The sequence below is a fragment of the Cobetia sp. 10Alg 146 genome (genome assembly GCF_029846385.1).
GTDB lineage: Bacteria > Pseudomonadota > Gammaproteobacteria > Pseudomonadales > Halomonadaceae > Cobetia > Cobetia marina.
On the sequence record NZ_JARWKT010000006.1, the window covers coordinates 182068 to 200275 of the forward strand.

An 18208-nucleotide genomic window follows, 5' to 3' on the forward strand; every position below is an offset into this window, starting at 1 on the left:
GCCATGAACAAGAGCCCCGTCCCATTGCACGAGAAGCGCAGTGGGGCGGGGCTCTTGTCGTTCAAGTGGTTGTCCGGAGATGCCCTGGGGCATTGGCTCAGGCTGGCTTTACGCCGCTGAGCACCTCAAAGGAGGTCTCGCGGGCAGTGCGCAGGAAATCATCCATCCAGGGAGTGTCCAGCAGATCCTCTCGCACCGCGGCATAGAGCGTCGCCCAGATTCCGTCGCCCAGAGGCAGGCCGCGAACGTAATCGCGGGTCAGGTATTCGGCCAATGCCCAGTTGGGCAGTGCCGTCACGCCGCGACCGCTGGCGACAAGCTGCATCATCATGACCGTCATCTCGGCATGGCGGATCTCGCGAGGGCTGATGTTGGCGGGTTCGAGGAACTGGGTGAACACGTCCAGCCGGTCATGCTCGACAGGGTAGATGATCAGCACTTCTTCTTGCAGGTCTTCCGGTTCCACACGGCCCTTGAGAGCCAGTGCATGCTGGCGTGCCACGGCCAGCATGACTTCGTAGCGGAACAGCGGCAGGTACTGGATACCGGTCATCTCCACCGGATTGGCCGTGATGACCAGGTCCAGCTGCTCGCGACCCAGCGCCTGGAGGGGAGAGAAGCTATGGCCCGAAGGAATGTCGACCTCGATCTCCGGCCAGTGATCCCGGAAGCGATCCACCGTCGGCATCAGCCATTGGAAGCAGCTGTGGCATTCGATGGCCATATGCAGCCGTCCTTGCTCACTGCCTGCCATGCGCGCGATGTCACGCTCTGCCATGCGAAATTGCGGCAGTACCTGTTCTGCCAGTGACAGCAGGCGTTGCCCTGCACGGGTGAACTCGACCGGGCGCGTCTTGCGAATGAACAGCGGCGTGCCCAGGCGCTCTTCCAGGTCCTTCAGTTGATGTGAGAGGGCGGACTGGGTGAGGTGGATGCGCTCGGCAGCCTCGACCAGCGAGCCGGCATCACGCAGTGCCAGCAGCGTGCGGAGATGGCGTAGTTCGAGCATGATGAGTTTTGCTCATTTGGATGAGTGAACAGTTCATTTTCATTCAATTCTTGGGCGAAGTGCTGCGCAGGTCAATCGCTGCTGCGCGAGGAAGCGTCAATGAGCTCCGTTGGGCATTCCCCCTGAGCCTGATGGATCTCGGCATGGCCATCGCAGAGGGAGGCGTCTCATGCAGGCAGTGCCAGTGTCTTCACGATGACGGCACCTCATGGGAATTGCCGTGAATCGAGGCCCACAAGGCTGGCTGCGCTTGATAGACTTTCTTCATGCGCCAGGATGGCGTTGCTCTCTACGCCTTGAAATCACGCTGTGTCGCCGCCTCCAGCGGAGTGCGGTGCGTTACTTTCTGTCGTCAGGCATGCCCAGGGAGGGCTTTTCATGTTTCCGTTTCACTCGCGCCCGGATCATACGAGGGCCGCTGCCTGTTCGGCGCCAGATGTCTCGCCTCGTCGTGGCGGGCGTCAGGTGGCCGCTATCTCGACCTGTACTGCGACAGGTATCTCGACAGGCGCACCGGCCAATCTCCTGTGCGTGTCGATGATGGCGCTGCTGAGTGGCTGCTCCATGCTGTCGGATGAATCGCGTGATGCGTCGAGTGCGCAGGTGATGCCGGCACCGCTGAAGATCCCTGAAGTGCGTCCTGTCACGAAACCAGACAAGCCCAGGGCACCCAGTGCCGAGTCGCTGGGTCAGGCGCCGGCGGTGACATTGCCCGCGACCTTCCTGCCGCCCCGGGGGGCCAGCGAGTATCAGGTCTGGCGCTGTACGCCGGCGCAGGATCTGTTGATGGCCTTCAGTGATGGACAGGACGCGAGGGGCAGGCCTCCCGTCTCTGTGGCGAAGGACCCCCCTCAGGAGGCGACTGCTGAAGGCTGGCTGCGGCTATGGTCGCGTCAGCACGCCTACGCCTTGGGGCATGTGGTGAGTGCTTCCGGCGCCCGTTATCGGGCCAATGACGCCCCGGTCTCCGAGCGGCAGCGTCAACAGGCGGAGGGGGGAGCCCGTGAGCTGGAAGTCTGGTTCAAGGGGCGGGAAGCCACGCTGCACAATGCGCGCGGCAATCTTGAGTGCGTTCAGGATGATCAGCGCACCATCCAGATCCCCGATGACCAGCCGTTGCTGGTGGCACAGGGTCACGAGCCTGAGTGGCGTATCAGTCTGGATCGAGCGCATAACCGGATGACGGTGACGGCATCGCCCGACCTGTTGGGTGCCGTGCAAGGCAAGGCGCGGGTGTCGCAGGACGCTACAGGCGCCGATGACGGCAGCTCTGGCGTTGCCGGGAACGAGAGCGGCAAGCAGGAGCAGGAGTCATCGTCGCTCAGTCAGCTGACGTTACCCTATCGGGTCAATGACGACGGCAAGCATGGCAAGGTGCTGTCGGCGCGCTTGCCGCGCGCTTCAGTCGGCAGGGGGTGGCTGAAACTGAGCCTGACGCCGGGTGCCTGCTTCGACACCATGCAAGGTACCCCGTATCCGCTGACCTCCGAGCTGACTCTGACGCGAAAAGGAGGAGAGTCTCGAGATCTGAGTGGCTGTGGTGAGGCATACCTCCCCTGACATGACGTCTTTTCGTCGATTTTTTCGAATGGTTGGTGCGATCTTTATCGCTTTTCGTGCCACGGAGTTCATCTATCATGGCGGGCAGCTCTCCATCACGGGCAACGGATGCCAAGCCTGGCTCGTGATGGGAAATCGTCCTTTCTGTCTGCGGAGAACCTGCCATGTCTGCCACACCGCTCAATGTTCTGCTGGTCTCATCTTCCCTGTTCGGAGAAAAAGGCAACTCTCGTGAACTGGCTTCCGCGTTCGTGGATGCCTTGCAGGCGTCCGGTCACGAGCATCAGTTGGCGCATCATGATCTGGTCGAGCGCGACCTTCCGCACCTGGGCGCCGCCGAGATGCAGGCATGGATGACGCCGGCGGATGAGCGAAGCGCCGAGCAACGCAAGCTCGCCGAGCTGTCCGATGGTTTCCTGGCCGAGCTGAGAGCGGCAGACCTGCTGGTCATCGCGGCACCGCTCTACAATCTGGGCCTGCCGACGCAGATGAAGGCGTGGTTTGACCGGGTGCTGCGTGCCGGCGAGACCTTCCGCTATACCGAGAAGGGGCCGGTAGGTCTGCTGGAAGGCAAGCAGGCACTGGTGCTGGCAGCACGTGGCGGGATGTATGCGGGCAGTGACCTGGACTCCCAGACGCCGCATCTCACATCCATGCTTGGGCTGATGGGCATCACGGATCAGCACTTCGTATACGCTGAAGGCCTCAACATGGGCGATGAGCAAAAGGTGGGAGCTCTGTCAGAGGCCAGGACAGGCATCGCCAACTACGTGGATGCTCTCTGACCCGGTGTATCTGCCGTAGCTGAGTCACATTGGTTGAGCATGATGAATGAAAACGCCACCGCCGCTCTGAGAGGAGCGGCGGTGGCGTTTGTGCTATCGGGAAGCAGAGGTCACTGGGGGAGGAGACAGTGGCTGGAAACGCTCAGCCTTGGTCTTCGAGCACTTCCAGTGCGCCCTTGAGGCGCGCATGCAGTTCTTCCAGCGGTGGCTGAGCGCCGCCTTGCGGCCAGCCGGCCGTCAACACCACGCCATCGGCGGCATAGTCGCTGGCATCCACCGGTACATCGTAGCCGTTCAGCCAGTGACGCACGTCGGCCTCATGAGCGAATCCGACCTTGAGGCGTCTGGGTGTACGCGGCGTGAAGGTGGTGGTGGGCAGTCGCTCGAGGGCGTCGAGCACGGCACGACTGTACGCGCGAGCCAGACCACCGGTGCCCAGCTTGATGCCGCCGAAGTAGCGGATCACCACGCATGCGATCTGCCCCACGCCGCTGCCTTCCAGTACCTGATACATCGGCCTGCCGGCGGTACCACCCGGCTCTCCGTCATCGGAGAAGCCGATGGCATTCTGCTCATTCGGCGCACCCGCGATGAATGCCGTGCAGTGATGACGTGCATTGGGATGGGCGAGATGCGCCTTTACCAGCAGCCGCGTCATGGCGTCTGGTGTCGGAGCGTGGGCCAGCCAGGCGATGAAGCGGCTCTTCTCGATCTCGATGCTGTGCTCGTGATGCGCCTCTGGCGCCAGTGCAGGTATCTGATAGCTCATCGTGCCATCTTAGCAAAGCGTCGCCCTCAATGAGTGACGGCGTTGCCGCGTACGACACCCATCACCATGCCCAGCACTTCGATATCGGCATTCTTGAGGTAGATGGGGGCCATGCTGTCGTTGGCCGGTTGCAGGCGTACACCGCTCTTCTCGATATACAGCTTCTTCAGCGTCACTTCCTGCTGGTTGATCATCACCACGGCGGTCTCACCGTTCTCGGCACTTTCACTGCGCTCGATGATGATGATGTCGCCATCATGGATGTTGCAGTTGATCATCGAGTGGCCGCGAACGCGCAGGGCGTAGGTATTGCGTCGCACCATGCGCGTCGGCACGGCGATCGTGCCGCAGTCGGCGATGGCTTCGATGGGCATGCCGGCGGTGATGTTGCCGAGCAGCGGGATATCCATCATGTCGCTGGCAGTGATTTCCTGCCAGGCCTCGTCATTGAGCGGCAGATTGTGAAGGCGCTGAAGGTAGTGTGGAGCGTGAAGACGTGACATGAGCTATCCCCTGATGCTGTGCGGTCGGCAGAGGGAGCCGACCTGCGATGCAGCGTGAAAGGTCGTCAGGCTGAGTTCATCTGCGGCCTGATAGGCTCTGCGAACATGATGACAACGCGATGAGAGCCGACCCGTTCGGTCTGCTGCCCGGGCAATGCCAGGCATGCGATGACGATACTGTATGAGTACTGTTTTTGTATACAGTGTCTGCATCATAGCAAGCCAGCGCGAGGTGGCAAGGGGTGAGTCGGTCGTCGATGCCAATCAGGCGATGGGTGTGTCGTATGAATGTGCACCATGCTTTGCTGATGGAGCGCGCGAGAACTTGACTCCCGTGCAAGGCTCGACGCGTGCGGGTCGCGTCATTCGGGCGACCGGTGGTCAGTGCCGGCTTCAGCTCGTAGAATGACGCGATTGGATCCCTCGGGACCAGCCTCTGATGTCGCGCTCCGCGACTGACCAGCCGCGAGATGTCGGGATGTCGATCCAGCCAGTCAGCGATGAAGCCCGTTGCGTGCCGCCCTTGCTGGCGGTGCGGGCGCTTGGGTGTGAGCGCGATGAGCGCTGGCTGTTCCAGGCGCTCGACTTCAGCCTCGCGGCGGGCGAGATCCTGCAGATCGAAGGCCCCAATGGCAGTGGCAAGACCACCCTGCTCAAGATTCTGTCCGGGCAGTTCCATGATCACGAAGGCGAAGTGCTCTGGCAGGGGCAGCCTGCCTCGCGGGTGCGCGACGACTTTCTGGGATCACTGCTCTATCTGGGTCACCAGCCCGGCATCAAGGGCACGCTGACGGCATTGGAGAATCTTGCCTGGTATCAGGCGCTCGGTGACGCCGCATCTTCTCGAAACGCCGCGGAGCGACGCTCGCTCGCCTGGGCAGCGCTGGACGCCGTGGGGCTTGCCGGCTTCGAGGATGTCCCGGCCCAGCAGCTGTCGGCTGGTCAGCAGCGGCGCATCGCCCTGGCGCGATTGCACCTGACACCGCGTCGACTGTGGGTGCTCGATGAGCCCTTCACCGCCATCGACATCGATGGCGTCCAGGCGCTGGAGGCGCTGTTGCTGGCGCACGCCGAGCGGGGTGGCAGCGTGGTGATGACGACCCACCATCGCTTCTCGGATGTCTCGCGATTGCGCCGAATAGGCCTTGGGCAACGCGCTGGCGCGGAGTCGAGGGAGGGCGCCTGGGCATGAGACATGATCCTCTGACACCATTGTCCGAGTCTCCCGTTGCCTGCTCGTTGGGAGGGGCACTCAAGGCGACACTTCGACGCGACCTGCGTCAGGCGTTGCGCCGGCGCAGTGAGCTGATCAACCCGCTGGTATTCTTCGCCCTGGTGATCACGCTGTTTCCGCTGGGGATCTCGCCGGACAAGGCGTTGCTGGCGACACTGGCGCCGGGGCTGCTGTGGGTGGCGGCCTTGCTGGCCACGTTGCTGTCACTTGAGGGGCTGTTCCGGCAGGACCTCGACGACGGTAGCCTTGAGCAACTGCTGCTGACCCCCCAGCCGTTGCCATTGCTGGTGCTGGCCAAGGTGACGGGGCACTGGCTGTTGACCGGTCTGCCGTTGGCGCTGATGGCACCGCTGCTGGGCGTGATGCTGGGGCTGCCGAGCGGCGCCTTCGGGGTGCTGATCGCCTCGCTGGCGCTGGGCAGTCTGAGCCTGTCGCTGATCGGCGCGATCGGCGCGGCGCTGACGGTCGGGCTGCGGCGCGGCGGCGTGCTGCTCTCGCTGATCATCCTGCCGCTGTACATTCCCGTGCTGATCTTCGGCGCCGGCGCGGTGCAGAGCGCCGTCACCGGCATGCCCAGCGCCGCCCACCTGGCCATGCTGGGTGCGATGCTGGCGCTGGCACTGTTGCTGGCGCCGCTTGCCATCGCCGCCGGCCTGAGGTTGAGCATCAATGGCTAGTCCCTGCTCCCTGCCGGCTGGCAGAGGGTGGCCTGAGTGCCGCCAGCACTTCGCCAGATATCCTTTCGCCCCTGACAAGAGGCTCGTGTGAACGCCGATTCCGACTCTCATCAAGCGCCTGCTCGCAAGGTTCGCCCGCGCAAGGGCGGGCTGTGGCCATGGCTGCATCGCTTGGGCACACCGGCGACCTTCTTCGCGGCCAGCCAGCGCTGGCTGCCGTGGCTGTGGGCCGTGGCGATCATCGCGCTGGTGGCCGGCAGTGCCTGGGGACTGGCCTTCGCGCCGGCGGATTACCAGCAGGGCAACAGCTTCCGCATCATCTACGTGCATGTGCCGGCGGCGATTCTCGCCCAGTCCTGCTTCATGCTGCTGGCGGCATGCGCGCTCATCTTCCTTGTCTGGAAGATCAAGCTGGCGGACATGGTCGCCACGGCCGCCGCCCCCGTCGGCGCCTTGATGACGGCGCTGGCGCTGTTTTCCGGCTCGGTATGGGGCATTCCCACCTGGGGCACCTGGTGGATCTGGGATGCCCGGCTGACGTCGATGCTGATCCAGCTGTTCCTGTATCTGGGCGTGATCGTGCTGCGCGGTTCCTTCGCCAGTCGTGACAGCGGCTCGCGTGCCGCCTCGATTCTGGCGCTGGTCGGCATGGTCAATATCCCGATCATCAAGTATTCGGTGGATTGGTGGAGCACACTGCATCAACCTGCCACCTTCACGCTGAGTGAAGCACCGCCGATGCCGGCCAGCATGTGGATTCCGCTGCTGCTGATGGTCATCGGCTTCTACGCCCTGTTCGGTGCGCTGGTGCTGATGCGCACGCGGGTCGAGGTGCTGAGGCGTGAGAGTCGCAAGCAATGGGTGCGTGACCTGCTGAGCCCGCACTCGGACTCACGCCCCGGCCAGAATTCGCCTGCAGGCCCCGTTTCCACAGAGGGTGATCACTGATGAGTTTGCCCGATGTCGCCTTCTCGAGTGTCAGCGAGTTCTTCGCCATGGGAGGGCACGCCCTCTATGTGTGGTCCGCCTGGGGGCTGACGGCGGCATGCCTCGCGGGGCTGGTGATCGCCACGCGGCTGTCCCGTCGCGCGGTGGAGGCCGATATCCGCCGCCGCCTGCGTCGGGAATCCGCCCGTTCCTGAATCCATTCTCGACCTCCCGTGCCAGTCGTCCCGCTGGTCGCGAGAGGCATGATCGTCCCTTGCCCTGATCGAGCCCTGACCATGACCCCCAAACGCAAGCAGCGCCTGTATCTCGTCACGGCCATCGTGCTGCTGGCCGCCCTCGCGGTGGGCCTCACGCTCTATGCCCTGCGCGCCAACATCAATGCCTTCTACACCCCGACCCAGATCGCCAGTGGCCAGGCGCCCCAGGGGCGTCAGATTCGCGCAGGCGGCATGGTGCGCGATGGCAGTGTCAGGCGTGACAACGAGACGCTGGATGCCATCTTCACCGTCACCGATTTCGATCATGACGTGACGGTGCATTATCAGGGCATCCTGCCGGACCTGTTCCGTGAAGGGCAGGGCGTGGTGGTGATGGGCACCTTCGATGGTGAGCATCTCGAGGCCAGCGAAGTGCTCGCCAAGCATGACGAGAAGTACATGCCGCCGGAGGTGTCTGATGCTCTCAAGGCGTCCGGACGTGATGTCTCTGGCAACAGGACGGATGACAGGATAGACACCGGGATGACAGAGAAAACACCTCAGGAGGCGCAGTGATGGTGACGCAACTGTTGCCGGAAATCGGCCATTTCGCGCTGATTCTGGGGGCCTGTCTGGCCTGTGTGCAGGCGGTGGTGCCGCTGGCGGGAGCCGCCACGCGTCGCCCGCTGTGGATGAGTTTCGCCCAGCCGATGGCCTGGGGGCAGTTCCTGTTCGTGCTGATCGCCTATGCCTGCCTGACCGCGAGCTTCCTGCTGGATGACTTCAGCGTCGCCTACATCGCCAACAACTCCAACAGCCAGCTGCCGTGGTACTTCAAGTTCAGTGCCGTGTGGGGCAGTCACGAGGGTTCGGTGCTGCTGTGGAGCCTGATACTGGCGGGCTGGGGCTTTGCCGTCTCGCTGGGTGCGCGCGATCTGCCGCGCGACATGCTGGCGCGGGTACTGGGCATCATGGGATTGATCTCCACCGGTTTCATGGCCTTCGTGCTGCTGACCTCCAATCCCTTCGCACGTCTGCTGCCGGACATGCCGGCAGATGGCGCGGATCTCAATCCGCTGTTGCAGGACATCGGGCTGATCATCCATCCGCCGATGCTCTACATGGGCTATGTCGGTTTCTCGGTGGCATTCTCGTTCGCGATGGCGGCCCTGCTGGGCGGGCGCCTCGATGCGGCATGGGCACGCTGGGCGCGCCCCTGGACCAACATCGCCTGGGCGTTCCTGACCGTCGGCATCGCGCTGGGCAGCTGGTGGGCCTACTACGAGCTGGGCTGGGGCGGCTGGTGGTTCTGGGACCCGGTGGAGAACGCCTCCCTGATGCCGTGGCTGGCCGGGACCGCCCTGATCCACTCACTGGCGGTCACCGAGAAGCGCGGTGCCTTCAAGAGCTGGACGGTGCTGCTGTCGATCTTCGCCTTCTCGCTGTCACTGCTGGGGACCTTCCTGGTGCGCTCCGGCGTGCTGACCTCGGTGCACGCCTTCGCCAGTGACCCGGACCGCGGGCTGTTCATCCTCGTGCTGCTCGGTATCACCGTCGGTGGCTCGCTGTTGCTGTTCGCGCTGCGCGCACCGCGCGTGCGCTCGACGCTCGGCTTCCACTGGCTGTCGCGGGATGCCTTCCTGCTGGTCAACAACCTCGTGCTGCTGGTGATGATGGTCACCGTGCTGCTGGGCACTCTCTATCCGCTGGTGCTGGATTCGCTGGGGCTGGGCAAGATCTCGGTGGGCCCGCCGTACTTCAATGCGCTGTTCGTGCCGCTGACCACGCTGCTGTGTGCCTTCATGGGGCTCGGGCCGGCCTCGCGCTGGAAGCAGATGCCGGGGCGCGAGCTCGTGCGCCGGCTTGCACTTTCCGGCGGCGCGGCACTCATCATCGGCGGGCTGCTGCCGCTGTTGCTGGATATCGAGTGGAGTCTCTCGGTGGCGCTCGGGCTGGTCATCGCGCTGTGGGTGGTGCTGCCGCTGCTGCGCGACCTGTGGGACAAGAGTGCCTCGAAGGCAGGGCGCTGGGCGGGCCTCAAGCGCCTCACGCCCAGCTACTGGGGCATGCAGCTGGCGCATCTGGGCCTGGCCGTGACCATCGTCGGCGTGACGCTGGTCTCCAATACCGAGGTCGCCGAGAACGTGCGCATGGTGCAGGGCAAGGAAGTCAGCGTGGGCGGCTATCAGTTCCGCATGACCGAGCTTGGCGAATATCGCGGTCCCAACTACCTGTCCGACCGCGCCACGGTGGAGGTCAGTCGTGATGGCGAGGCGGTGACGACGCTGCATCCCGAGAAGCGCCTGTTCCTGGCCAGCGGCATGCCGATGACCGAAACCGCGCTGGATGCCGGCTTCACGCGTGACCTCTACGTCGCCATGGGCGAGAAGCTCGATGATGACAGCTGGGCAGTACGCATCCAGGTCAAACCCTTCGTGCGCTGGCTGTGGCTGGGTGCCTTGCTGATGGGCGCGGGCGGTGTGATCGCCGTGCTGGATCGCCGTTATCGTCGGCGTGTCGAGGCCAGCACGGTGAGCGACAATCCCTCACTCACCACGCAGGAGGCTCACCCATGAATCTTCGTCGTCTGGTGCTGTTCTTGCCGTTGGTGGTCGTGGTGGGGCTGGGCGCTTTTCTCTATCAGCGCCTCGATGATGACCCCTATGCACGGGATTCCGCGCTGCTGTCGCGCCCCTTCCCTGAATTCTCGCTCAGTACCCTGGGTGACCCGCAGGCAAGCCTCGATGCCTCGCTGCTCAAGGGCCAGGTCAGCCTCGTCAACGTCTGGGGCGAGTGGTGCCCGACCTGCAAGCACGAGATGCCGCAGCTGCTGGATCTCGCGAATCGCGGGGTGCACATGGTCGGGGTCGACTACAAGGACACGCGTGCCAAGGGCCGGCAGTTCCTGGAGGAATTCGGTGACCCGTTCAGCGTCAATCTCTTCGACCCGGACGGCACCCTGGGGTTTGATCTCGGCGTCTATGGAGCACCGGAAACCTTCCTGGTCGATGCCGAGGGCGTGATCCGCTATCACCACACCGGTTATATCCGCCCGGAAGACGTCCGTGATGTCATCCTGCCGACACTGGAGCGGATCGCGAAACCTGCGACTGGTGCCGCCGGCGAGGAGGCCAGCTCATGAAGTCCGTGCTCAAGAGTGTCGCCATCCCGCTGGTGCAGGTGCTGGTCGTGCTGCTGTTTCTCTCGTGGCTGGCGGCTGGCAAGGCGCAGGCTGCCATCGAGGTACATCAGTTCGACAATCCTGTGCTGCAGAAGCGCTACGACAGCCTGACGGCCGCGCTGCGCTGCCCCAAATGTCAGAACCAGGCGATCGGTGACTCGGATTCCCCCATCGCCGGTGACATGCGCCAGAACGTGGCGGATCTGCTCAATGACGGTCGCAGTGACAGCGAGATCCAGAATTTCATGGTCGCGCGTTTCGGCGAGTACGTGCTCTACAATCCGCGCCTCGATGGGCGTACCTGGCTGTTGTGGGGCGGCCCGGCGGCCCTGATCGCGCTCGGACTGCTCATCGTGGCCTTGATCGTGCGGGCCCGGCGACGGGCACGGGTGCGTGCGCTGGACGATGATGAGCAGGCACGCCTGTCGGCGCTGCTCGACAGGCACCGCGATGCCGGCAATGCACCGCAAGACGCCAAGGAGCGCTCATGATTCTGTTATGGCTGGCGATCGCCGTGCTGCTGCTTCCCGCCGGTTGGCTGCTGTTGCTGCCGCTGCGCCGCGCGCGCCGTGTGCATGCCGCCCAGCAGGCCTTCGAGGACAACGACAGCCTCGGTGCCGAGAATGTGCGTGTCTATCGACGTCGACTGGCCTCGCTGGAGCGCGGCCATGCGCGCGGCGAGCTGGATGACACGGCGCTGGCGGAAGGGCGTGTCGAGCTGGAACGCAGCCTGCTGGAAGACGCCGAGGCTTTGAGGCGCTCCTCGCTCAAGGCGGCCGGCAGTGGTCGTGTGCTGGTGCCCGTGTTGCTGGTAGCGATGGTGGCGGGCTCGCTCTACTGGTATCAGCGCGAGGGGGCGAGCGGCGATCTGGCGCTGGCGCAGGCGATTGCCGCCACGCCGATCCATGATGCCGCCAGCTTCAATGCGCGCATCGCGCGTCTGCGCGCCGAGGCCGAGGCACAGCCGGACAACGCCAAGGTGTGGATGGCACTGTTTCCGCTCTATCGTGATGCCGGACGCCTCGATGAGGCGATGCAGTCTCTCGAGGCGTTGATCGCGCTCGAAGGTCGGGTGCCCGCGCTGGTCGCGCAGCTGGCGCAGCTCAAGTTCTTCGCCGCGCAGCGCACGCTGACCGATGAGGTGCAGGGGCTGGTCGACGAGGTTCTGGCAGCCGACCCGCGTCAGCCTACCGTGCTCGGCCTGTTGGGTATCGAGGCGTTCGAGCAAGCCCGCTATCCCGAGGCCATCGACTACTGGCGCAAGGCGATTGCCGGTTTCGAGAACCCCGATGCCGCCAAGGCCCTGCGTGAAGGCATCGCGGCCGCGCGTCAGCGCATGGCGAGTGCCGGTGAAGTCGATGCCTCGGTGGCGCTGGACAGCCCGGCAACGGCTGCTGCTCAGGACAGTCAGGCAGGCACTGCACGTCTGACCCTCAAGGTGTCGCTGGACCCCGCACTCGAGGCGCAGCTGGCGGCGATGCCGGTGAGTGCTGACGAGGCGACCCTGTTCATCGTGGCGCGTGATGCCGAAGGCAAGTTGCCGCCGCTGGCGGTGGTGCGTACCACCGCAGACACGCTGCCGTTGACGGTCACGCTCTCGGATGACGACGCCATGGCCCCGATGGCGCGGCTCTCGATGGCGGAGCGCGTCACTCTCGTCGCGCGCATCTCCGCTTCCGGTCAGCCGGTGGCGCAGTCGGGGGACCTTGAAGGCAAGCTCGAGAATGTCATCGTTACTCGCAGCACCGAGGCCGATGCTGATGTCAGCCACGAGGCTGCGGACGCACCGCTGATGCTGCGTATCGATCACCGCGTCGCACGGTGAGTCGCGATGTGCCCCGACTCGACGATCTGATCACGTGGATCATCATTGCGCCGGTTGGGGCCATCGCCGCTTTTGGGTAGACTGCGCGCTGGTTTTTCGAAATGCCCTCGATGAGCGGCTGCTTCGTCGTTAGGACATGTTTACCCTGCGGCGGCGCGGGCTCTCCACCGGGAGACCTGAGAGACCGCGGCGGTTCAGGTTTTCCTGCTTCAGCTCTTCTTCCTCCAGACTCAAGGACGCGCCAGGCGCAATGCGGCTCAAATCGATCAAGCTGGTCGGCTTCAAATCCTTCGTCGATCCGGTCACCGTGCCCTTCGACAGCAACATGACGGCGATTCTCGGCCCCAACGGCTGCGGGAAATCCAACGTCATCGATGCTGTGCGCTGGGTCATGGGCGAGTCCAGCGCCAAGAACCTGCGCGGCGAGTCGATGACGGATGTCATCTTCAATGGCTCCACCGGGCGCAAGCCGGTGGGGCAGGCCTCCATCGAGCTGACCTTCGACAATGCCGACGGCAGCCTCGGTGGCGCCTGGTCCGAGTACGCCGAGATCGCCGTCAAGCGTCTGGTAACGCGTGACGGCCAGTCCGGCTACTTCCTCAATGGCCAGAGATGTCGCCGACGTGACATCTCCGATGTCTTCCTCGGCACCGGGCTCGGCCCGCGTTCCTACTCCATCATCGGTCAGGGCATGATCTCGCAGCTGATCGAGGCGCGCCCGGATGATCTGCGCAGCACCCTCGAGGAAGCCGCCGGCATCTCCAAGTACAAGGAGCGCCGCCGCGAGACCGAGAACCGCATGAAGCGCACCCAGGAGAACATGGAACGCCTGGATGATCTGCGCGAGGAACTCGACAAGCAGCTCGAGCGCCTCAAGCGTCAGGCCGAAGCCGCCAAGCGCTACCAGACCCTCAAGCAGGACGAATACCGCCTCAAGGGCGAGCTGGCCGTGCTGCGTCGGCGTGGCCTGCGCGCGCAGCAGCGTGAGCAGCAGTCACGTGTCGCGGAGCTGGAAACCGGCGTCGAGCGCGAGATTCTCGGTCAGCGTCAGTGCGAGAGCCAGCTGGAAGAGCAGCGCTATCAGCACGACGAGCTGGCCGGTGAGCTGGAAACGCATCAGGCCGCCTTCTATGAGACCGGAGCCCAGATCGCCCGTCTCGAGCAGAGTCTCGAGCACGCCCGAACCCGTGAGCAGCAGCTGGCGGCGGATCTCGAGATCGCGCGGCGTGAGCTGAGCGACATCCAGCGCGTCGAGGGCGAGGACGGCGAGCGTCTCGAGATGATCGAGGCACGTCTGGAAGATATCGCGCCGGAACTGGAGCTGGCGCGTGAGACGCTGGAAGGCCTTGAGCTTTCATTGGAGGAGGCCGAGGAGCGCCGCCAGGACAGTCAGAGCGAGTGGGAGCGCTTCAGTCAGGCCGACAACGAATCCCAGCGCGGGGCCGAGCGTGCCCAGAGCGAGATCCAGCGCATCGAGAATGCCATTCGTGACGCCGAGATTCAGCGCGAGCGCCGTCGTCAGCAGCTGGCGGAGTTGCCGGATGTCGCCGAACTGCGCGAAAGCCGTGAGGAACTGCGCGAGCAGCTCGACGAGCTGACGCTCGGCAGCGAATCGCTGGAGTCGCGCCGCGAGCAGGCCAGTGAATCCCGTGAGCAGGCACAGACGGATCGTCTGGCGCTGGACGGTGAGCGTGACCAACTGCGCCAGCGTCGCAACGTGCTGCAGGGCGAGCAGGCCTCGCTTCAGGCGCTGATCGATGCCGCGCTGCGTGATGACGATGACAGCCTGGCGACGCATCTGGACCGACATGGTCTTGCGCAGGCCCCGGCGCTGGCCGAGGGGCTCGAAGTCGCCGAGGGCTGGGAGTCCGTCAGTGCCTGGGTGCTGGGGCCCTTCCTCAAGGCACGCATGTCCCGTGCAGAGTCGGATGTGACGGCTGCCCTGATGAGTGAGTTGCCTGGTGGCGAGCTGTTGCTGGTCGATGCTGCCGGGGAGACGAATGCCACGGCTCCTGAAGGCACGCTGGCGGCGCGGATCAGCGGTGCCCCGGCGCTGACGGGCTGGCTATCCAGCATTCACTGCGTCGAGTCACAGGCCGCCGCCTGGGGCCGGCGCGATACGCTGGCCGCCCATGAAAGCGTGCTGACACCGGACGGCCTGTGGTTGGGACGTGGCTGGAGCCGGCGTCAGATAGCGGGCGAGCGTGCCGACAGCGTGATCGGCCAGCGCGCGCGTCTCGAGCAGGTCGTGCTGGAACTGGAAGCGCTGGAGTCGCGACTCGACGATATCGAGGCGCGGCTGGCTGCCGCTGATGAACAGATTGCCGGCGCCGAGCAACAGCTCGAGCATCTGCGGGTCGAAGAGCGGGAGCTTGGCGAGCGTCAGCGTGAGCTGAGCCTCAAGGAGGCGGGGCTCGCCAGCCGACTCGAGCACGTCGATGGTCGCGCCCGCGAGCTTGAGGAAGAGCTCGAGCAGCTGGCGGAGACCCGCGAGAATCATGCCCTGACGCTTGAGGAGGCGCGTGAGCGCTGGCAGCAGGCGCTGGAGGCAGTGGAGAACAATGCCCAGTCGCGTGAGTCGCTGGAGCGCTCACGGCGCGAGCATCAGGAGGCGCTGGCCGGGCTGCGTGCCCAGTTGGCGCCCGCGCGGGAGCAGGTCAGCCGTCTCGACATGGAGCGTCAGCGCCTGGTGACAGAGCGCGATGGCATGCAGGGCCAGCGCATGCGAGCCGTCGAGCAGCGCGAGAAGCTCGCCGAGCGCATCGAGCTGCTCGAGGCCAGCCGTGAAGAAGCCTCGCTGCCGCAGGAAGAAGAGCGCGAACAGCTCGAGATGTTGCTCGAGACACGCCTCTATCAGGAAACCAAGCTGAATGCCTGTCGTGACAAGACTCATGAATTGGTCGAACAGATGCGCCAGGCCGAGCAGTCGCGCCAGACCCATGAACGCAATCTCGAGGGCATTCGTCAGCGCCTCGAGGAAGGGCGCATGCAGGTGCAGGCCCTGACCTTGAAAGCGGATGCGCAGGATGAGCAGCTGCTGGAGCTGGGCTATGACGAGGCGGCGATCACGCTGCTGGAGGACGAGCTGGACCCGAACGCCACCGAATCGGCCTGGAGCCACAATCTGGAGCAGGTCGGGGAGCGCATCAAGCGGCTGGGGGCGATCAACCTCGCCGCCATCGAGGAGTACGACCAGCAGGCCGAGCGTCGCAACTACCTGGAAGCCCAGCATGCGGAGCTGGCCGAGGCGCTGGAGACCCTTGAGCGTGCGATACGCAAGATAGATCAGGAAACGCGGGTGCGTTTCAAGGACACCTTCGACAAGGTCAACGCCGGAATCCAGACGCTTTTCCCGAAGATCTTCGGTGGCGGAACCGCGTGGTTGACACTGACAGGCGATGATTTGCTCGAGACGGGCGTGGCGATCATGGCACGCCCGCCGGGCAAGAAAAACTCGACCATTCATCTTCTGTCAGGTGGGGAGAAGGCTCTGACGGCGCTGGCGCTGGTCTTCGCCATCTTCCAGCTCAATCCGGCTCCGTTCTGCATGCTCGATGAGGTGGATGCGCCGCTGGATGATGCCAACGTCGGGCGTTATGCAAGGCTGGTGAAAGAGATGTCGGAAAGCGTACAGTTCATCTATATCACCCATAACAAGATCGCCATGGAGGCGGCGGATCGGTTGATGGGCGTCACCATGCAGGAACCGGGCGTCTCGCGTCTTGTCTCTGTAGGGATCGAAGAAGCGGCGGTACTGGCTGAAGCGTGAGTGAAAAGCCGTGCAGGAGGCCAAGGTCATCCTTGTGCGCGGTAGCCAGCGGCCGTCTTTGCGGCCAAGTTGGCAAAATCGTGTTGCACATAGAGATCGAAAGCACTACGAGTTTGCGTCATAGTGTCAGTCAGGGATAATTGAAGGGCGATTGCGCAGGTCACCACCACAGGATTGACATTCGAAAAATGTCCCCTTTTTCTGCAATCGCGCTATGCTGTTCACGTGCATGGTGCCCAAGCAAACAGGCTAATGACCCATGGAATTGAGAGAGTGGCTCATCTTGTTGGGGTTGGTGCTGGTCGCAATCATCGTCGTTGACGGTGTGCGCAGGCTCCAACGTCAACGTCGAGTACCCCGACTGGATCGAGCGGGTACGGAAGTTTCCACCGAAGAGGCGGGTGTTTCCGCGGTGGAAGAAGAGGAAGAACGTGACAACTGGGAGCTGCCGAATGGCGGCTACCGGGTGGTTGGCGATGCCGAAGCGCAGGCCGAGGCGGAGCAGGATGCCGTGCTCGACAATGCCCATGGCATCAAGGCCTCACGGGTGACGCAACCGAGTCGTCCGGCACAGCCCATGGAGCGCCGTGAAGCGCCGGAGCGCAAGGGCTTCGGCGAGCGTGCGGCGGCCTTCGGGGCGCGTGCCAGCCAGTCGATGCGCGACGTGACCGCCAGTCTGGGTGCGCGACGTGACGACGAGCATGACGAGGCGCATCGCGAGCCTGTGCTCGGCACCGCCTCCAGCGAGCAGTCAGAGACGGCGCGCGAAGAGGACTTCCATGAGAAGCCGGTGATCACCGCCGAGGACGACAGCATCAGCGTCTCCTCCACCCAGGCCGATGATCTCGAGCCGATGGCCGAGATCGAGGAAGGTCAGGATGTGAAGGCCGAAGCGTCCTCCGCTGGCCAGCAGGCCGATGACGAGCGCGCGGCTTCCGAGCGCAAGGAACCTTCGCTGGAAGCGGCCGCCGTGCCTGCTGCCGACACGACAGTTTCCGAGGATGATCGCCATCCGCTGGTGCTGCGTGCCGAGCGCAATCAGGTCGATGACCAGCTCGCCCGTGACACCCTGGCCGATGCCAGTGAAGTCATCATCATCTCGGTGATGGCGCGTGGCGAGGAAGGCTTCAGCGGTGAAGACGTGCTGGGCATCTCGCTGGCCTGTGGTCTGCGCCATTCCGAGATGGGGCTGTTCCTGCGCCATGAGGAAGATGATGACGACAGTCCCTTGCAGTTCGCGATGGCCAACGTGGTCAAGCCGGGGATCTTCACGCCGGCCGAGATGGTGGACAGTCAGCTGGATGGCGTCACCTTCCTGATGCCGCTGCCGGGCGCGGACGACACCTCTGCGGCCTTCGAGACCATGGTCGAGATCGCCATGCTGCTGGTGCGTCGCCTGGGCGGTGAGCTCAAGGACGAGAACCACAGCGTGATGACGGCCCAGACCATCGAGTTCAAGCGCCAGCAGGTGCACGAGTTCGAGCGTCGCAATCGTCTGCATCGCTACCAGGCCAACTGATCGACTCGCGAGCCATTCTCTGAGTGGGTCCGTCATGCCACAAACGCCAACGGCGACCTTCGGGTCGCCGTTGGCGTTTGTGTTTCATGCGATTCTCCGTCCTCGTTCTGAAGCGCCTGATGCCATGTGTCATCTGGGGCCTTTCCTCTCAGCCGGGAGTGGGGTCCATCGAGCGCTTTGAGTACAATGACGGCATCATGGCGATCCCCCGGCCCTGCGATTCAGGCCGGAG

General features: G+C 64.2%; 16 protein-coding genes. 13 read left to right on the forward strand and 3 right to left on the reverse strand.

The window, feature by feature from the left end; all coding sequences use genetic code 11:
• Positions 1 to 97: 97 nt before the first annotated feature.
• Positions 98 to 1009 carry a LysR family transcriptional regulator gene (locus tag QD172_RS12455; protein WP_279855877.1) on the reverse strand — a complete coding sequence of 304 codons (912 nt, stop codon included), beginning with the start codon at positions 1007 to 1009 and terminating at the stop codon, positions 98 to 100.
• Between the two features lie 378 nt (positions 1010 to 1387).
• Between QD172_RS12455 and QD172_RS12460 the strand changes: the two genes are divergently transcribed.
• Both QD172_RS12460 and QD172_RS12465 read left to right on the forward strand, forming a co-directional pair.
• On the forward strand, positions 1388 to 2569 hold the full coding sequence (locus QD172_RS12460) for an MliC family protein (protein WP_279855878.1): 1182 nt from the start codon (positions 1388 to 1390) through the stop codon (positions 2567 to 2569).
• Positions 2570 to 2733: 164 nt separating this feature from the next.
• Positions 2734 to 3354 carry an NAD(P)H-dependent oxidoreductase gene (locus QD172_RS12465; RefSeq protein ID WP_279855879.1) on the forward strand — a complete coding sequence of 207 codons (621 nt, stop codon included), beginning with the start codon at positions 2734 to 2736 and terminating at the stop codon, positions 3352 to 3354.
• A 142-nt stretch (positions 3355 to 3496) separates the two neighbouring features.
• Here QD172_RS12465 and QD172_RS12470 read toward each other — a convergent pair whose 3' ends face one another.
• Positions 3497 to 4123 carry a YigZ family protein gene (locus tag QD172_RS12470; RefSeq protein ID WP_136939070.1) on the reverse strand — a complete coding sequence of 209 codons (627 nt, stop codon included), beginning with the start codon at positions 4121 to 4123 and terminating at the stop codon, positions 3497 to 3499.
• 26 nt (positions 4124 to 4149) lie between these two features.
• Complete coding sequence (locus QD172_RS12475; RefSeq protein ID WP_077378921.1) at positions 4150 to 4626, reverse strand: LexA family transcriptional regulator; 477 nt, start codon at positions 4624 to 4626, stop codon at positions 4150 to 4152.
• A gap of 478 nt (positions 4627 to 5104) precedes the next feature.
• Here QD172_RS12475 and ccmA point away from each other — a divergent pair, with 478 nt between their 5' ends.
• From ccmA to QD172_RS12530, 11 genes are all read left to right on the forward strand, one after another.
• Positions 5105 to 5818, forward strand: coding sequence for a cytochrome c biogenesis heme-transporting ATPase CcmA (ccmA, locus tag QD172_RS12480; RefSeq protein WP_077379364.1), 714 nt, complete (start codon positions 5105 to 5107; stop codon positions 5816 to 5818).
• The gene (gene ccmB, locus QD172_RS12485; protein ID WP_279855880.1) at positions 5815 to 6537 is read left to right on the forward strand and encodes a heme exporter protein CcmB; all 723 of its coding nucleotides are present in this window, start codon (positions 5815 to 5817) and stop codon (positions 6535 to 6537) included. The genes ccmA and ccmB overlap by 4 nt, the downstream gene beginning before the upstream one ends.
• Positions 6538 to 6687: 150 nt before the next feature.
• Entirely contained in the window at positions 6688 to 7485 is a 798-nt protein-coding gene (locus QD172_RS12490) for a heme ABC transporter permease (protein ID WP_279855937.1), read from the forward strand.
• The gene (gene ccmD, locus QD172_RS12495) at positions 7485 to 7679 is read left to right on the forward strand and encodes a heme exporter protein CcmD (protein ID WP_077378928.1); all 195 of its coding nucleotides are present in this window, start codon (positions 7485 to 7487) and stop codon (positions 7677 to 7679) included. The genes QD172_RS12490 and ccmD overlap by 1 nt, the downstream gene beginning before the upstream one ends.
• A gap of 81 nt (positions 7680 to 7760) precedes the next feature.
• The gene (gene ccmE / locus QD172_RS12500; protein ID WP_279855881.1) at positions 7761 to 8258 is read left to right on the forward strand and encodes a cytochrome c maturation protein CcmE; all 498 of its coding nucleotides are present in this window, start codon (positions 7761 to 7763) and stop codon (positions 8256 to 8258) included.
• Positions 8258 to 10258 (forward strand): heme lyase CcmF/NrfE family subunit, encoded by a 2001-nt coding sequence (locus tag QD172_RS12505; protein WP_279855882.1) that lies wholly within the window; start codon positions 8258 to 8260, stop codon positions 10256 to 10258. Before ccmE ends, QD172_RS12505 begins: the two co-directional genes overlap by 1 nt.
• Complete coding sequence (locus QD172_RS12510) at positions 10255 to 10824, forward strand: DsbE family thiol:disulfide interchange protein (RefSeq protein ID WP_176493675.1); 570 nt, start codon at positions 10255 to 10257, stop codon at positions 10822 to 10824. Before QD172_RS12505 ends, QD172_RS12510 begins: the two co-directional genes overlap by 4 nt.
• Complete coding sequence (locus tag QD172_RS12515) at positions 10821 to 11354, forward strand: cytochrome c-type biogenesis protein CcmH (protein WP_279855883.1); 534 nt, start codon at positions 10821 to 10823, stop codon at positions 11352 to 11354. Before QD172_RS12510 ends, QD172_RS12515 begins: the two co-directional genes overlap by 4 nt.
• On the forward strand, positions 11351 to 12688 hold the full coding sequence (ccmI, locus tag QD172_RS12520; RefSeq protein WP_279855884.1) for a c-type cytochrome biogenesis protein CcmI: 1338 nt from the start codon (positions 11351 to 11353) through the stop codon (positions 12686 to 12688). The genes QD172_RS12515 and ccmI overlap by 4 nt, the downstream gene beginning before the upstream one ends.
• Positions 12689 to 12938: 250 nt before the next feature.
• Positions 12939 to 16457: a chromosome segregation protein SMC gene (gene smc / locus QD172_RS12525; RefSeq protein WP_279855885.1), complete on the forward strand. Its 3519-nt coding sequence runs from the start codon at positions 12939 to 12941 to the stop codon at positions 16455 to 16457.
• 283 nt (positions 16458 to 16740) lie between these two features.
• Positions 16741 to 17976 (forward strand): cell division protein ZipA C-terminal FtsZ-binding domain-containing protein, encoded by a 1236-nt coding sequence (locus QD172_RS12530; protein ID WP_279855886.1) that lies wholly within the window; start codon positions 16741 to 16743, stop codon positions 17974 to 17976.
• Positions 17977 to 18208: the final 232 nt, after the last annotated feature.

What these genes read in the sequence shown, in the direction of transcription:
- QD172_RS12510 (WP_176493675.1), top strand. Translation starts at nt 10,255, where the DNA reads ATGAATCTTCGTCGTCTGGTGCTGTTCTTGCCGTTGGTGGTCGTGGTG.
- QD172_RS12460 (WP_279855878.1), top strand. Translation starts at nt 1,388, where the DNA reads ATGTTTCCGTTTCACTCGCGCCCGGATCATACGAGGGCCGCTGCCTGT.
- QD172_RS12475 (WP_077378921.1), bottom strand. Translation starts at nt 4,626, where the DNA reads ATGTCACGTCTTCACGCTCCACACTACCTTCAGCGCCTTCACAATCTG.
- ccmB (WP_279855880.1), top strand. Translation starts at nt 5,815, where the DNA reads ATGAGACATGATCCTCTGACACCATTGTCCGAGTCTCCCGTTGCCTGC.
- ccmI (WP_279855884.1), top strand. Translation starts at nt 11,351, where the DNA reads ATGATTCTGTTATGGCTGGCGATCGCCGTGCTGCTGCTTCCCGCCGGT.
- QD172_RS12465 (WP_279855879.1), top strand. Translation starts at nt 2,734, where the DNA reads ATGTCTGCCACACCGCTCAATGTTCTGCTGGTCTCATCTTCCCTGTTC.
- ccmD (WP_077378928.1), top strand. Translation starts at nt 7,485, where the DNA reads ATGAGTTTGCCCGATGTCGCCTTCTCGAGTGTCAGCGAGTTCTTCGCC.
- QD172_RS12470 (WP_136939070.1), bottom strand. Translation starts at nt 4,123, where the DNA reads ATGAGCTATCAGATACCTGCACTGGCGCCAGAGGCGCATCACGAGCAC.
- QD172_RS12455 (WP_279855877.1), bottom strand. Translation starts at nt 1,009, where the DNA reads ATGCTCGAACTACGCCATCTCCGCACGCTGCTGGCACTGCGTGATGCC.
- ccmA (WP_077379364.1), top strand. Translation starts at nt 5,105, where the DNA reads ATGTCGATCCAGCCAGTCAGCGATGAAGCCCGTTGCGTGCCGCCCTTG.
- QD172_RS12515 (WP_279855883.1), top strand. Translation starts at nt 10,821, where the DNA reads ATGAAGTCCGTGCTCAAGAGTGTCGCCATCCCGCTGGTGCAGGTGCTG.
- ccmE (WP_279855881.1), top strand. Translation starts at nt 7,761, where the DNA reads ATGACCCCCAAACGCAAGCAGCGCCTGTATCTCGTCACGGCCATCGTG.
- QD172_RS12505 (WP_279855882.1), top strand. Translation starts at nt 8,258, where the DNA reads ATGGTGACGCAACTGTTGCCGGAAATCGGCCATTTCGCGCTGATTCTG.
- smc (WP_279855885.1), top strand. Translation starts at nt 12,939, where the DNA reads ATGCGGCTCAAATCGATCAAGCTGGTCGGCTTCAAATCCTTCGTCGAT.